Annotated in this window: 15 protein-coding genes; 5 read left to right on the forward strand and 10 right to left on the reverse strand. The window is 41.7% G+C overall.

Annotation, left to right across the window (positions count from 1 at the left end; translation table 11 throughout):
* Window positions 1–174: 174 nt before the first annotated feature.
* From dinB to AS141_RS01170, 3 genes are read right to left on the reverse strand one after another with little or no spacing between them, the layout of a single operon-like run.
* Window positions 175–1,278, reverse strand: coding sequence for a DNA polymerase IV (gene dinB / locus AS141_RS01160; RefSeq protein WP_082632122.1), 1,104 nt, complete (start codon window positions 1,276–1,278; stop codon window positions 175–177).
* On the reverse strand, window positions 1,268–2,518 hold the full coding sequence (locus tag AS141_RS01165) for an anthranilate synthase component I family protein (protein ID WP_057935780.1): 1,251 nt from the start codon (window positions 2,516–2,518) through the stop codon (window positions 1,268–1,270). The genes dinB and AS141_RS01165 overlap by 11 nt, the downstream gene beginning before the upstream one ends.
* 60 nt (window positions 2,519–2,578) lie before the next feature.
* Window positions 2,579–3,301, reverse strand: a complete 723-nt coding sequence (locus AS141_RS01170; RefSeq protein WP_057935781.1) for a YceI family protein — start codon at window positions 3,299–3,301, stop codon at window positions 2,579–2,581.
* 134 nt (window positions 3,302–3,435) lie between these two features.
* Between AS141_RS01170 and AS141_RS01175 the strand changes: the two genes are divergently transcribed.
* Entirely contained in the window at window positions 3,436–3,948 is a 513-nt protein-coding gene (locus AS141_RS01175) for a gamma carbonic anhydrase family protein (RefSeq protein WP_057935782.1), read from the forward strand.
* 65 nt (window positions 3,949–4,013) lie between these two features.
* On the opposite strand, the gene pyrE is transcribed toward AS141_RS01175, so the two are convergent.
* Window positions 4,014–4,658 carry an orotate phosphoribosyltransferase gene (gene pyrE / locus AS141_RS01180; protein ID WP_057935783.1) on the reverse strand — a complete coding sequence of 215 codons (645 nt, stop codon included), beginning with the start codon at window positions 4,656–4,658 and terminating at the stop codon, window positions 4,014–4,016.
* 98 nt (window positions 4,659–4,756) lie between these two features.
* Between pyrE and AS141_RS01185 the strand changes: the two genes are divergently transcribed.
* Complete coding sequence (locus tag AS141_RS01185) at window positions 4,757–5,443, forward strand: NUDIX hydrolase (RefSeq protein WP_057935784.1); 687 nt, start codon at window positions 4,757–4,759, stop codon at window positions 5,441–5,443.
* Here AS141_RS01185 and coaD read toward each other — a convergent pair.
* The 4 genes from coaD to AS141_RS01205 all read right to left on the reverse strand — a co-directional run bounded on the left by coaD (window position 5,431) and on the right by AS141_RS01205 (window position 8,042).
* The gene (coaD, locus tag AS141_RS01190; RefSeq protein ID WP_057935785.1) at window positions 5,431–5,886 is read right to left on the reverse strand and encodes a pantetheine-phosphate adenylyltransferase; all 456 of its coding nucleotides are present in this window, start codon (window positions 5,884–5,886) and stop codon (window positions 5,431–5,433) included. The genes AS141_RS01185 and coaD overlap by 13 nt on opposite strands.
* 186 nt (window positions 5,887–6,072) lie before the next feature.
* Window positions 6,073–6,891 carry a DUF3822 family protein gene (locus tag AS141_RS01195; RefSeq protein ID WP_157243348.1) on the reverse strand — a complete coding sequence of 273 codons (819 nt, stop codon included), beginning with the start codon at window positions 6,889–6,891 and terminating at the stop codon, window positions 6,073–6,075.
* A gap of 11 nt (window positions 6,892–6,902) precedes the next feature.
* Complete coding sequence (locus tag AS141_RS01200; protein WP_057935787.1) at window positions 6,903–7,484, reverse strand: hypothetical protein; 582 nt, start codon at window positions 7,482–7,484, stop codon at window positions 6,903–6,905.
* A 48-nt stretch (window positions 7,485–7,532) separates the two neighbouring features.
* Entirely contained in the window at window positions 7,533–8,042 is a 510-nt protein-coding gene (locus tag AS141_RS01205; RefSeq protein ID WP_057935788.1) for an NUDIX domain-containing protein, read from the reverse strand.
* 14 nt (window positions 8,043–8,056) lie between these two features.
* Here AS141_RS01205 and AS141_RS01210 point away from each other — a divergent pair, with 14 nt between their 5' ends.
* The gene (locus tag AS141_RS01210) at window positions 8,057–9,496 is read left to right on the forward strand and encodes an ATP-dependent DNA helicase (RefSeq protein ID WP_057935789.1); all 1,440 of its coding nucleotides are present in this window, start codon (window positions 8,057–8,059) and stop codon (window positions 9,494–9,496) included.
* A gap of 149 nt (window positions 9,497–9,645) precedes the next feature.
* Window positions 9,646–10,047, forward strand: a complete 402-nt coding sequence (locus tag AS141_RS01215) for a DUF1573 domain-containing protein (RefSeq protein ID WP_057935790.1) — start codon at window positions 9,646–9,648, stop codon at window positions 10,045–10,047.
* Window positions 10,048–10,753: 706 nt separating this feature from the next.
* Here the strand turns inward: AS141_RS01215 and AS141_RS01220 are convergent.
* Window positions 10,754–11,167 (reverse strand): hypothetical protein, encoded by a 414-nt coding sequence (locus AS141_RS01220; protein ID WP_232424790.1) that lies wholly within the window; start codon window positions 11,165–11,167, stop codon window positions 10,754–10,756.
* Window positions 11,168–12,087: 920 nt separating this feature from the next.
* Between AS141_RS01220 and AS141_RS01225 the strand changes: the two genes are divergently transcribed.
* Window positions 12,088–13,833, forward strand: a complete 1,746-nt coding sequence (locus tag AS141_RS01225) for an ABC transporter ATP-binding protein (protein ID WP_057935792.1) — start codon at window positions 12,088–12,090, stop codon at window positions 13,831–13,833.
* Between the two features lie 808 nt (window positions 13,834–14,641).
* Here AS141_RS01225 and AS141_RS01230 read toward each other — a convergent pair.
* On the reverse strand, window positions 14,642–15,331 hold the full coding sequence (locus tag AS141_RS01230) for an HAD family hydrolase (protein ID WP_057935793.1): 690 nt from the start codon (window positions 15,329–15,331) through the stop codon (window positions 14,642–14,644).
* Window positions 15,332–15,349: the final 18 nt, after the last annotated feature.

Here is a 15,349-nt window from a genome sequence, read left to right on the forward strand (position 1 = left end):
GGTTTTTCCATTCTTTCGGATGGCGAAATTACGAAAATGCGGACAAAATGGCAGGATGTGTGATTCTTTTATTTGTTAAAACTCTTAATGCTTGGTGACTGGGTATTTCCCAAATCGGGTAGATGTTTTAGTCCATCCTAACATTAGGCCCATTTGGAGGGAATCAAGTGCTTTCTATTCTTCAAAAGGTATCTTCAGCTGCTCGCCAAAATGCTGATGTTCTTCCACAATGTTGAGATTGGATATACCCAGACCTAGCAGGCGGATAGATTTCTCAAAGGGTTCCTGGGCCAAAAGCTCCTGTGCGATTTCCCAAATATGTTCTTCATGGGGATATTGCTCTTGGGTTTTGCTGCGTGTTTGTTGGGTGAAATCCGAGAATTTGATTTTCAGCGTGACAGTTCTGCCTTTTATTCCAGATTTCTTAATTCGCCTGACTAGTTCATCACAGATGTGCTTTAAGGCTGCGAGCAAATCTTCATTTGCCATAAGGTCACTGGCAAAGGTGTTCTCAGCACTCAACGACTTTCGGATTCTATGCGGCTGTACTTCGGATGAATGGATGCCACGGACGATATTAAAATAATGGATGCCTGATTTGCCAAATTTCCGGGTGAGGTATTGTAGGGAAAACTGCTTCAGGTCTTTTCCGTTGTGAATCCCCAGGCTACCCATTTTTTCGGCAGTTACCTTTCCTATTCCAAAGAACTTTTTGATGGGGAGCTTTTCTAAAAACTCCTCTGCTTCCTCAGGAAGGATCACCGCCTGTCCATTGGGTTTATTGAGATCAGAGGCAATCTTTGCCAGAAACTTATTGTAAGAAACTCCTGCCGAAGCATTCAGGCCTGTACTTTCTTTGATCTTCTGCCGGATCTGTTTTGCGATGAGGATGGCGGATTTCAGTCCTTTTTTGTTTTCAGTCACATCCATAAAAGCTTCGTCAAGGGACAGGGGCTCGACCAAGTCAGTGTATTCATAAAAAATCTCCCGGATTTGACTGGAAATCTCCCTGTATCTATCAAATCTCGCCGGTGCGAAAATAAGCTGGGGACATTTCCTGGCTGCAAGAACGGAGGGCATAGCAGAATAGACACCGAATTTTCTTGCTTCATAACTTGCCGCAGCGATTACTCCCCTGGCTGCATTTCCGCCCACGACAAGTGGCTTTCCCCGCCACTCTGGATGATCCAACTGCTCCACAGAAGCATAAAAAGCATCCATATCCACATGGATGATTTTCCGGATTGGGGGAGTTGTTATTTCTTGTTCATTTTCCACTGAGCACTTCTAGGATTGCCTGGGCTTTAAGGCTGCATTCATCATATTCCTGGTAAGCATCTGCATCGTATGTGATTGCGCTGCCCACTCCAAAGTAGAGATTTTTCACTTCTAGATCGGCAATAATGCTACGGATGACTACAGAAAAGTCGAAATCTCCATTTTCCTCAATTACACCAAAAGCCCCCGAAAACCAACCTCTTTTGAAGCTTTCCAGTTCATCAATGATTTCCATTGTACGGATTTTTGGAGCTCCGGTCATGCTCCCCATCGGGAAAGAAGCCTGGAGGATATCGGAGAAACTTACCCCTTCTTTAAGCTGGGAAGTAACTGTGCTGATCATCTGAAATACTCTCGGCAATGGATAAATACCAAATAGTTCCTTGACTTCTACTGAACCTGTTTTCGATACTTTCGAAAGATCATTCCGCATCAGGTCTGTGATCATCAGGTTTTCTGCCTGCTCCTTTTCACTGGAAGCAAGGATCTCTTTATTGGCGGTGTCCTCGGAAACTGATTTCCCGCGTTTGATGGTTCCTTTGATGGGTTGTGCTATGATTTTACCACTGGTTCTTTTCAAATATCGTTCAGGAGAGGCAGAGACTATCCATTGGGATTTTGCCTTGAAAAGGGCAGAAAAGGGCATTGGGGAAATCTTGTTCAGTTTGAAATAAGCTGCAATTGGATCCCAATTGTAAAATGCGCCTGAGTAAGCCTGGCAAAAATTGCTCTCGTAGGTGTTTCCCTCGATGATGTGGTTTTGAATGGCCAGGACTTTTGCCAGATAATCCGCTTTAGATAGTTGGGGGTTAACAATACAAGCAGTATCTGAGGGAAACGGAAGCTTAGTCCTTTCAATTTCTTCCCAAAAAACATCCTTCAGTTCTATGTTAGAGAGGAGGTATTCCCCATCAAATTCTAAGCAAATGGATGGCTTGAAAAAGCAGATTTCCGGTAGATCCAGAAAAGCAAAATTATCGCTTTTGAGCTTTTCTAATCGGTTTTTAAAATCATATCCAATTACTCCGACCTTTTTAAAGTCTGTAGATTCACTCCATAGTTCACTTTCGGTTAATTGATTATTCCCTGCAAAAAACCTGGTGGCAAAAGGTTCTTCTGGGTATTCATGTCCATTTCCGTTGGTAAAGGCAAAAAAATCAAAATGTGCGTCTGCCCATCGGCAAAGCTTTTCGATCCATAAGGGGTCTGGAAGGGGATAGATGAAGGGGGTGCTTTTCATTGGTAGCACAAAAAAAGAGGAATCCTGTTAGAATTCCTCTTTCAAATGAGTTTGTTGTGATTAATTGGCTTTTGTATCCAAAACAATCGATACGCTATTGTAAATGAATTTGTCTTTTGTCTTGTCGGCAGCAGTAGCTTCATCACCATAAGAAAGACCCCAGTCGGTACGGTCGATATTGAACCCTGCTTTAACAGATGCAGTACCGTTGGAGACAGTTACCGTTGCCGGAAACTTGATGTTTTTAGTAGTTCCTCTCATAGTAAGGTTGCCGCTGATCCAATTGGTAGGGGCTTCGGGTGCCAGTTCAGAGTCGGAGGAGGGGGTGAATTCAGTTTCAAACTCCTCTTTGTCGGTTACAACATCACCTGCAGAGAATGGTTCTACAGAGGTGATCTCAAAAGTAGCGGTAGGGTGAGTTGCTGCATCAAAGAAATCTGGTGACTGTAGATGGCCATGAAGCTTTCCATAATCCTCAGAACCCGCTTCCAGGTCTTTGATCTCCAGCTTAGTGATGTCAAAAGTGATTTTACCGCCTGCGATAGTTTCACCTTCAGTGATGAGTGTACCTTCTACAGCCGGGATCACACCGTTGTGCTGTCCTGCAGGCTTGTAACCGGTCCAGGCGATAGTGCTGGCCCCTGTGTCAACAGTTAGCGTAGTGCCTTCTGCCTGTGCTACTTCCTGTGCGTCGGTTGCTTCTACTGTTTCAGTGGATTTGCCACAGGCAAAAGTCATTAGAGCGGCCGCAAGGATTAGGCCTGATTGTTTGATAGTTTTCATTGTTGTGAGTTTGGTTTCAATTTAGATGTATAGACATGGAAACTCAAAGTTTGCCAAAAAGTTCGTTACTCAAAAGAAAAAGTGAAACTTTGTTTCTGATATAATAATAATTGAAACACAATTGGTTTTGTAAAATGGCACTGCTATTAGAAGTAAACGGTAAAAGTCCCGTAGTTGGAGATCGTTGTTGGTTGGCACCAAATTCCACAGTAGTGGGTGATGTGATCATGGGGAATAACTGCACGGTGTGGTTTAATGCCGTAATTCGTGGTGACGTAAATGAGATCCGTATCGGGAATGATACCAATATTCAAGATGGTGCTGTGATCCATTGTACTTACCAAAAGGCCGGAACATATATAGGCAATCAAGTCTCAATTGCCCATAATGCTATTGTGCATGGCTGTACGATTCACGATAGGGTTCTTATAGGGATGGGAGCAATAGTGATGGATGGAGCAGTGGTCAATTCCGGAGCGGTAGTAGCTGCGGGGGCGGTAGTCTTGGCAAATACAATTGTAGAAGCAAATTCGATTTATGCCGGGATGCCTGCCAAAAAAATAAAGGATACCGGAGCGGCTATGGAAGAGGTGATCTCAAGAACTGCAAAAAATTATCCTACTTATGCAAGTTGGTTTTCAACATGAGATAGTTTTAAACAATAACAGAAGGCAGCGGGAAAATTGCTGCTTTCCGTTATTTCAGGTAGCGCTTACTGTTTCCAGCTGGCAGGATCATTTCTCCATTCGGTAAGAGATGCTAGTGTGTCGTCTGTAATGTATTTTCTTTGTACTGCCATGGGAAGCATGGCTTCGTAGTGGCTCAAGCAAATTAGTTTCACTCCTGCTTTTTCGAAGTTTTGCGCAGCCGTATCAAATCCATAGCTGAAAATGGCAACCATTCCCAGTACTTCAAATCCTGCGTCCAGTAAATCCTGGGTAGCTTTGAGCGAACTTCCGCCGGTAGATACAAGGTCTTCCACGACAACGACCTTTTGACCTGGCACGACTTTTCCTTCGATCATGTTTTCCATTCCATGGCCTTTCGCTTTGGAACGAACATAGATAAATGGGAGGTCAAGGTCATTGGCAAGCAAAGCTCCCTGCGGGATGCCGGCAGTAGCTACTCCGGCGATTGCTTCCACATTGGGAAAATAATGCTGAATACTCCTGACCAACTGTTCTTTGATCATCGTACGGACCTTGGGAAAAGAGAGAGAAAGTCTGTTGTCACAATAAATAGGCGATTTCCAGCCGGAAGCCCAGGTGAATGGCTTTTCAGGTTGCAATCTTATGGCTTGAATTTCCAGTAATTTATCAGCTACTTCAGCAGCTACATTCGCGTCTAAAATTTCCATGCTTCAAAAATAAGAGATTAACACTGGCGAAGGTTGTAGCAAGTGAAAAAAATATGCACTTTTGACTAATTCCAACTACGCAAACTTTTGATTCACCCATGAGAATCTTCGTGAACGACAAACCTTTTGACCTGCTAAGCTACGAGGAACTGAATCCGTCGAAGTCTTATGAGGCTGTCTATCATCAGCTAGAAGAACTGCCTGCGCATTTGCCATGGAAAGACGATATTCTTTTTCATGAGCCTTCACATGATCTAATTATCAGGTTGTTATATATTCTTCGTACCAGAAAGCTGAAAGATCTGGATTCCATTACTTTGGTGAGCAAGGATAAGTCGGCGTTGAAGAAATTTGTAAAAAGCCGCTTCTCTACCATCAAAGCCGCAGGCGGGGTGGTTGCTAAGAAGGATAAAATATTATTGATCTACAGACTTGGGAAATGGGATTTCCCAAAAGGGAAATTTGAAAAAGGAGAGACTCCCAAGCAATGCGCTGTACGAGAAGTAGAGGAGGAATGCGCTGTGAAAGTGAAAGCAGGCAAGCACATCTGCAATACCTGGCACACCTACACCCAGAACAGAAAAAGTATCCTTAAGAAGACCTATTGGTTTGAGATGGACTGTGTGAACGATTCTGGGATGACTCCACAGACTGAGGAGGGGATAGAAGACATCAGGTGGTTCTATGAGGGGGATGCGAAAATCGCTCTTATCAATTCTTATCCTTCAATGCGCTATCTCTTCAAACAATACATCAAAGCACATCTTAAACCTCAGACATTGTAAGGAAGGAATTCTGTCACATCACCGCCAAAGCGATGTACTTCACGAATAATGGTAGAACTTATCGCCGCATACCTTGGGGAAGTGATAAGAAACACGGTTTCTAATTCCTCATTTAGATAGCGGTTCATTTGACTGATCGTATTCTCGTATTCAAAATCAGTAGTATTCCTCAATCCTCTGACCAGAAACTGGGCATTATGTTTTTTGGCAAGTGTTGATGTCAGTTCATTGTATACAATGACTTTTACGTTGGGTGTATTTTGATAGACACTTTCTACCTTTGCCACCATATCATCAATTTCAAAATACCTTGATTTCTTGGTAGAGTTATATCCGATACCAATAATCACCTCATCAAATAAATCTAGACTTCTCATCACAATATCGTGATGCCCAAGTGTGTACGGATCGAATGAGCCAGGAAAAATGGCAATTTTTTTCATATGATTATGTTTTGATTTTTATAGGTCACATGGAATCTCGCATGCATTATAATCATCCAGGTGTGTGACTTTGGAGCCATACTCGATTTCATATTCCCTTTATTTTTCAAAGGCGACATGAGGCCTTTGTCCCCAAACTAATTAGTAAACGAACAAAGCAATATTTGGCAATTTTGGTGTAATAGCCTAATTATATTGCCATTTGGTCTCGAATAGGTTGACTGATTTCAAATGCTTGAACCCGTGGGTATAATTCTGATTTGCATGTGCGGTCAGCAGACGGAAATTGTAAAAGTATTCCTTTCCCCAGTCTTCTGTAGTCCCGCTTTCATCCGTTGCGCCATACAAGCTGATTCGCACGTAGTTCTTATCAAATTTCAGCTGCTCAATGAGGATCATGGCATATTTCAGTATGTCCTCTTTGGAGTCAACGGTAAAAATGTTGAAAGCTGCAAGTTCTTGGTTTGAAAAAGCAGCAGTATAGATTTGATTTCCAAAAAGGTTTATCAAAATTTCCTGCCCGATCAGGTTAAATCTTTCTTTGAATAAATAGGAAAGGAAAGAAACTGATCCATGATGGAAAGTCAATTCTGAAAATCGTGCTTCCAGGGATTTTTTCAGCTTAACTGGGATAGAGGATACCACTTGGAGATTGTTGCTATCCAGAGGAGTATAGAAATAGCTTGTGTTTTCTTTCTGATCTCCTACAAAAGCCAGATAGGAGGATTCCCGGCCAGGCTGAAATAAAACACCCGGAACAAGAATGAAATCAGTTTGGTGTAGATAGATTGTAGCCGGTATATCGGTTTTCAATAAATGATCTGAGATCACCAATTGCTCTAAAGAATTCCAGTTGAAATTAATGTATTCGTGAATACAGATATTTGTCTGGTTCTTATCCTTGGCAAAAATGAACAGGGAATCGGGATACAAAAAAAGTGATAGGCTCGCTGCGTCTTCCACATCAAACCTATCACTCTTGAATACTTTAAGGTTGTTTTCCAAAATAGGAGGTTTTATTTCCAGTTACCTTCAGTAGAGGCATCTGTTCTTGAACCTACTTTCAAGGCTTTTTCATTGTTGTTCAATCTTCTTTCTGGATTAATCGGAGCAGGATCTCTGATCTCAAATACGGAGATTTCGTAAGAGTTTCTCTCCACTTTGTCTGCGAAGAATTCAAACTGCTTGCCGTTAGAACCTGGAACTATTGCAAGTTTATCAAGATCGAAGTCAGGATATTTTCTTTCGTTAAACAACGAATCGATTACTGGAACAGAACCAAGTGTATCGATTTCTACAGTAGTTGTTTCTGCACCGTAATCTTCGACAATTGTGGTCTCAGTTCTTTGAACAAGCCAGATTTGGCCATTTTGGATAAATGATTTCAATTCATTCCAATTCTCAGCGTATCTTCCGTTAGAAGCCTGAAAAGCCAGTTCTGCGTCTCTAAGCATTTGCAATTTTTCGATAATTGCAGCTTCGATAAGAGCGATTCTTTTTTCGTCTTCAACTACGTCTTCCACACCTTTCCAAAGAAGGTAGCCGAGACCAATTGCCACTACGAAGAAGACCAAGGATAGTACTTTTGATAAATTCATTTGCTAAAATTTTAAGAATCTGGGTAAGGTTGAAGGTTATAAATCGTGCTATTTTAGAGAATTATTTCCAAAATTAAAATATCCTCGCAACAATACTAAGTCCTCGAGGGATTTAATTCCCCAAAAGATTTGATGAAGGGCTTCAATAGGCAATGATTGGATTTCGGTTATGCCCATCCATTTGATCTCTTCAATAATTTGGGAATCTGGATAAAGCTCGGGATCCATACCTAGTGTCAATTCTCCTCCAATTTGTTCCACACGAAAGAAATGTTCCATCGCATGAAGTGGTGCGGCAAGGTATTCGTGAACGAAAAGATAGTCTTTTACTTCTATATCTAAGCCAGTTTCCTCAAAAAACTCCCGCTTTAGATTTACGATAGCACTTTGTCCAAAATACATTCCTCCGCCAGGAACGGACCACATAATCTTTCCGTTACCCATTAAATGTTTGATCATCAGGATTTTTTCATCATGTATCAGAATTCCATTTACACGTGATCTGAGACGATTTCCGAACTTTGCTTCTATTTCCTTGCTGATTTTGTCTTTTGGCATTTACATTCGCTTCTATGAGTAAAGATAAGGAGTCAATCCCGAGACCTTCTGTATTGATAAGCAAATATTTTCCATTTGAGCCGACTTCTGGTCAGGCATCATTTTTTTCCAAAATGGATTATTTTCTGCTGATGGAGCCGGAGAAAAAGCCAACGTTTGTTCTTCGGGGCTATGCGGGTACGGGTAAGACTTCTGTCATATCAGCTTTGGTGAAGGCTTTGCCCAAATTATCACTTCGCTCACTATTATTGGCTCCTACTGGCCGCGCTGCCAAAGTAATGAGTAACTATAGTGGTCGTGTAGCTTATACGATCCACAAGATCATCTATAAACCCTCCAGTGAAGACGGGAGTCTCGGTGGAGGGTTTATACTACAAAAAAACTATTACAAGGATACTGTATTCATAATTGATGAATCATCCATGCTGGCAGATGATGGAGGCATGTCGGGAAACTTGCTGGGAGATTTGATCAGCTTCGTTTTTCATGGGCAGAACAATCGCCTGATCTTAGTAGGGGATACCGCGCAGCTTCCCCCTGTGGGAAGTGAGTTTAGTCCGGCACTCGAATCCGATTACTTGTTGAGATATTTCCGCTTGGATGCAGATTACATAGAGTTGACTGAGGTAATGCGGCAGCGATTGGAATCCGGGATTCTATATAATGCCACCAATCTTAGGCATCAGTTGCAGTGTGAAAAACAGGATATCAAGATTAGCACCGGTCAGTTCAACGATATGTTCAAAATGACCGGAGAACGGCTGGAGGACGGGTTAAGGTATGCTTATGATAAATTTGATGCAGAAAATACCACCATCATCACCCGATCTAATAAAGCGGCAGTTCAATACAATCTATACATCAGGAGAACAATCCATTTTTTCGAAGATGAAATCAGTTCAGGGGATTTACTGATGATAGTGAAGAACAACTATACCTACATGGCTGAGTCGGACAAGGTGAATTTCCTGGCTAATGGTGATATGGCAGAGGTGATGAAAATCCGTTCTTTTGAGGAATTCTACGGATTGAGGTTTGCCACGCTTGAGCTTCGTTTACTTGATTATCCAGATGAACCCCACTTCGAGGCGAAAGTAATTTTGGACACACTTTATTCCCCCAGTCCTTCTCTGACAAGAGAGCAATATAGAAGCCTGTACCAGCAGGTTTCGGAAGATTATGCAGATGTGGCCAGCAAGGTGGAGCGCAAAGAACTGATAAGGAAGGATCCATTTCTGAATGCCTTACAAATTAAGTTTGCCTATGCCCTGACTTGTCACAAGGCTCAGGGTGGACAATGGAAAGCAGTTTTCGTGGATCAGGGATATCTCCCGGAGGATCAGGTGAACAAAGATTTTACCAGATGGCTATATACTGCCATGACTAGGGCTACAGAGGAATTGTATCTGGTGAATTTTGCTCCAACTTTCTTTGTTAAGCCCAAGGGAGAATAGGATCCAGATAGTGAAAGTACTTGAAACAAATAGCTTTTGGCAAGGTATTTTCATCATTATCCTGATAGAAGAAATCTAAAATCTTTAAAATCCGTTATTTTGAAGTTGATGCAAAATATTGAATATTTGAAAACCAAATAATTATAGCCATGAAAAAATTAGGAGTACTATTGACCGTCTTTGCCCTGGTATTTGCATTTAATGCCAACGCCCAAGAACAGAGTCAAAGTGGTGCAGAAATCACTTTTAAAGAAAAATCGATTGATTTTGGTGATATCACCCAAGGGGAAAAAGTAGCGCACACATTTGAGTTGACCAACACCGGATCAGCTCCCTTGATCATATCTAATGTAGCTGCAACTTGTGGATGTACAGTGCCAAGCTGGCCAAAAGAACCAATCGCTCCGGGAAAATCTTCCGAGATCAAAGTGTCTTTCAATTCAGCGGGAAAAATGGGTAAGCAGAATTCTGTAGTAAGAATCTACTCAAATGCCTCTGAGCCAATCGAAAAAGTGTCCTTGATATCCAACGTGCTACCGAAGACCAAATAGGCAAAAGCTAACAGTATACAAAGAGCCTTCCCATTATCGGAAGGCTCTTTTTGATTTTCGGGGAATTTATAGGGGAGGGCAATATTGGCAAAAAAAATTATTGGCTTAAGTTGACACCATTCCGGTTTTGGATTTTCAAATGATTATAATTTGTCTTTTAAGAGCCACATGGAATCTCGCATGCATTATAATCATCCCAGTGTGTGACGTACTCGTCATGCTCGATTTCATATGATTATATTTTGTCTTTTAAGGGCCATATGGAATCTCGCATGCATTATAATCATTCCTCTGTGTGTTGCCTACAACATGCTCGATTTCATCTGTTCAGCCGCAGTGAAGGTAGCCTCCTTGGCACCACTGATTCCCAGTGTGTCAGCAGGCCCTAAATACACGCGCAGAATAGGGGCAAATCACTCCTTTGAATAGGAGTTAAGTAAGGTGGAGACATTCTGTCCGAACGTTGAAATACCAAGCGGAGTGTGGTTAATTCAATTTCTTTACCAACCAAGAAATGCACTTTACTTAAGGGATAATTGACATTTTTCCCGGTGTGGGAGCTGTGCGAAGGGATGTAGGTAACTCCCTCAAAGACGGGGCAGACCGCGAGCTTACGATTAGCGGAGCTAGAATAGCCGTAGTATTTTACTTGGTTCATTACGTGTCAAATTTCAGTTGTCCCACTTTCATATAGAAAAAGTTTCAGTTAGTTGAAAAATATTGGTAGTAAAAACAAAACCATTCCTATCAAAAAAAAGAAAGTTAAAAGGTGTATTTTGTAGTTATTTACTCTCAAAAAAATAAATTGCTGAATTGTCCGGATCAACCAGAATATTGAAGAACCGATTAAAAACCAATTCCCTAATTTAGTTGTCAAAAGCTCCGTTGGAAAAACAAAACAAATAACAGCTGTGAAAATGAAATAATAGCAGATTTGAATGTTTAAAATCTGGATAATGCCTTTGTTTGCAAAGCTTAATTTTTTCAAATCCTTATTCCACTGAAATATTTTCCAAAACCCAAAATGAAAAAGTGCAAACGCAATGTTATAAAGTCCGCAAATAAATATTATTGTATTCATATAGGTAGCAATTCGTTGTTTTTTTTTAGCTTTTGTCATTCGGTCTGACTTGTTCTGTGAGGTTTTTTGGCGGTACTTCGCAAAATGCAGTCGTCAATGCGTCTGTAAACAATTCCTCATTCACTTAATTCATTTCAATAATTGCCCACCCTTGCTTACCTCATTTGTTGTCAACCGGATAAATTATTACTCTGTCTGAAGAAGAAAAAACATCTTGGTCTATTTCTGAAAGTTTAATACAGGTTCTATTGGTTTTGTTATCGTAAGTAGCAAATATTTTTCTCTTTACTCTGAAAGATGTTTTTTCAAAATGCGGCTCTTTATTTCAGGAAACGATAAGGCTAATTTTCGTAATGAGTCAAATGTTACCATCTATAAAGTTACTTTTTTACTGGCGTTAAATGTGTCAAAACACTAAGACTTTTGGACTTGATGCCCCAACGATAGATAAAAGAGAGGACTTTCAACCAAATCAACAACCAAATGATTGGTTGTATTTAAGTTTAAAGAGGTATACATGAATGAGCTAAAATACAATGTTATCAGAAATCCTAACCGGAGCGAAAGAAGAAAGCCTTCTATAAAAGTACTTATGCCCATTTTGTGGTATATAAAGGAAAGTAAAGTTGCAATACCCTTAATCGCTTTGCGTCACCCAAACCGGCGACTCGAATTTTGTATTGATATGATTATCAGTATATTATGTAGGCTCAAAAAAACTGTGCTGAAGTCAGGAGATTTGCTGGATTTCTTCCTCACTACATACTACAGATAGTGTTTTTTCCTTTCTTGGACGTTCTACAAAGTACAGTTTTTTTTCTTCCGCCTAAAACTTTTTCAGCCAGCCCTATTTACTTATTACTTTTCTGATGTGATGAAGACCACGACATCCTATTAGTTCATCCTTTTTGGAACTGAGTGAGGTAGATTAGGGTTTTCCAATCCAAACACACTATTTCATGGCAAGAACAGCGGAACGCAAAGTGACCATGGGGCAGGTCTTTAAGACGATTATTTGGCCCCGAAGAAAGCATTTATTTTTAGGACTATTTTTGATCATTATTTCCCGTCTGGCAAGTCTGGTACTTCCGGGGGCGAGTAAGATCTTGATAGACGATGTAATTCCTTCCAATGATTTGACCATGCTTAAGTGGTTGATCGGAGGGGTGGTTTTGGCGATCGTGGTACAGTCGGTCACCTCGTATGCGCTGACGCAAATACTCAGCGTGGAAGCCCAAAACCTTATTTCCAAACTTAGATCCCAGGTGCAGGCGCATATTATCAAACTTCCCATCCGCTTCTTTGACAATGCCAAAACCGGTGAGTTGGTGTCCAGAATCATGACCGACGTGGAAGGCGTGAGGAATCTGGTTGGAACCGGATTTGCCCAAATGATCGGCGGGATATTGACTGCGGTGATTTCCCTTTTCCTATTGATCAGTATCAGCCCGATGATGACACTCTACGTGCTTTTGCCGGTGGTGGTCTTTGGGTTGGTCTCTCTGAAAGCCTTTGGTAAGATCAGGCCAATTTTCCGTGAGCGTGGCAAAATCAATGCTCAGGTCACGGGAAGGTTGACAGAGACCTTAGGTGGAATCAGAGTGATCAAAGGCTTCAATGCAGAGCAGCAGGAGATCAATACCTTTGCCCAAGGAGTGGACGAACTGTTCAAAAATGTGAAAGCCAGCCTTACTGCCACGAGTTTCGTGACTTCTATGGGGGCTCTGCTGTTGGGCTTGGCATCAGCAGGAATCATGGGAATCGGTGGCTATATGATTATGCAGGGCGAAATGACTTTTGGGGACTTCCTTGCTTTCACACTCTATTTAGGCTTTATGATTGCCCCGATCGTACAGATGTCCAATATAGGCAGTCAGCTCACAGAAGCTTTTGCGGGCTTGGACCGTACAGAGGAAATCATGAATACGCCGTTGGAAGCTGATGACCGGACTAGAACATTGGCATTAAAGGATGTCAACGGAGATATCAGCTTTGACAATGTGTCCTTCGCTTACGAGCAGGGCAAAGAAGTGATCAAGGAGGTGAGTTTCCATGCTCCGGCAGGTTCTGTAACGGCGTTGGTAGGAACTTCCGGTTCAGGTAAGACAACTATTGCAGGACTCGCTGCTACTTTTTTGAATCCAGATTCAGGAAGGATTTCTTTGGATGGCAATGACCTGCAAACCGTAACATTGGAATCATTTAGGGCTAGACTAGGAGTGGTTTTGCAGGATGATTTTCTGTTTGAAGGCACGATCAGGGAGAATATCCTATTCCCCAGACCAAATGCAAGCGTGGAAGATTTGCAAAAAGCGGTAGTTGCTGCGCATGTACAGGAATTTACGGATAGATTTGAGGATGGACTGGATACCTTGATCGGTGAAAGAGGAGTGAAGCTTTCCGGTGGACAGAGACAGCGTATAGCGATTGCGAGAGCCATTCTGGCTGATCCCAAGATCCTGATTCTTGATGAAGCCACTTCCAATTTGGATACTGAATCTGAAACATTGATCCAGGCGAGTTTGAAGGAATTGATGAAAGGTAGAACCACCTTCGTAATTGCTCACCGATTGAGTACAATCCGTCAGGCAGATCAAATCCTGGTGGTGGAAAAAGGTACTATTGTGGAGCGTGGTAAACATGATGAACTCATTGCGCTACAAGGAAGATATTACCAGCTGTACACATTCCAGGCGAGGATTTAGGAAAATGTTGATGCTGGATGCCCGATTCGGAGTGCTGGAAAGAGAAAGACAGAAAAAGGAAGAACTGAAGTCTGATAATTCTGCCTTGAAAGAGTAAAATCCTTGTTAAATTGGACTATGGGAATACGGTTTATGACTAAGGAGGAAAGCAATCAACTTAGACTGGAGGAGTTTTTAAGACTCAGTCCACCTGAGCGATTTATGTCATTTTTTAAAGCTTTCCAGAAGAATACAAAAATTTCCTGCCAAAGCCGCTAGCGAGCCAAATCAGAATAATTTTGTTCTTGAGAAAATTCGAAATGGACTTTGAATTGAAAGAAAGTATAGATCAGTTTATTTTTTTAGCTAATAAAAATGGGGTAAGACGGTTAATGGTAGGCGGCTGAGCTGTCAATTTCCATGGTTAGCAAAGGCACTCAGCTGATGTTGATTTTTGGATTGAGACCACGGATTCCAATCTAGAAAAGTTGGTAAATGTGTTCACCTAAATGGCGTATGAAATCTCCCATTTAGGTGCCGGATGTTTATTCCTTGTTCTTCCAATCATCAGACTATCCTCCCTTTCGGATCCCGGTTTTCGATTTGGGGATTGCACCCCCACAAAATTGATATCCGCCATTGTGGCTTTTGATAACCATGATTTTTTCCAAACTATTTATTGAGAGATTTGAGTTGCGGGATATCAAACAAATTCTTTGGACGTGCTGCCCTTCTTTTTCTTTCCGGCAATTCATTCAAACTGAGCACGCTCCATTTTAGTACCTGATTTTCTGAAATTTCAACTGTAACAGCTTCATTAAATGCCACCCTACATCCTCTTAATCATCTCCACCACCTGGGCGATATGCTCTGCCTGATAGAAATTCTCATGGGCAACTTCATGCGCTATTGTCTCATGCTCCCAAGTGATATGGAAAGGGATATGGATGGCATACCCGCCAAGTTCCAACACCGGAAGAATGTCTGATTTCAGGCTGTTGCCCAACATCAGAAACTCTTCTGGTGACACATCGAGATGCCGCACAAGCTTCCCAAAATCGGCTACTTTCTTTTCACTCATGATCTCTATGTGATGGAAATAATGATCTAATCCTGATTTTTTGAGTTTTCGCTCCTGATCCACCAGATCTCCTTTGGTGGCCATTACCAAGCGGTAATCATCGTGCAGTTCTGCCAGAACTTTCTCTACACCGGGTAGGATTTCCACCGGCTTTTGCATCATATCATAGCCGATCTCCAGTATTCTATCGATCAGCTTCCCCGGTATTTTATGTCCTGAAATCCGGAGGGCGGTCTGGATCATCGATAGCATAAACCCTTTGATGCCGTAACCATACAAACCAAGATTTTCTATTTCCGTGCGATAGAGCTCTTTTATACTGCTGTGCCTTGGCATAAAATCTTCCATCAGCCCACCAAATTCTTCCTCCGCCTCACGAAAAAAGGGTTCATTTACCCAGAGGGTGTCGTCGGCATCAAAAGCGATTATTTTGATCATTTAAGTTCTATTAGTAAT

Source organism: Algoriphagus resistens (assembly GCF_001442615.1).
GTDB lineage: Bacteria > Bacteroidota > Bacteroidia > Cytophagales > Cyclobacteriaceae > Algoriphagus > Algoriphagus resistens.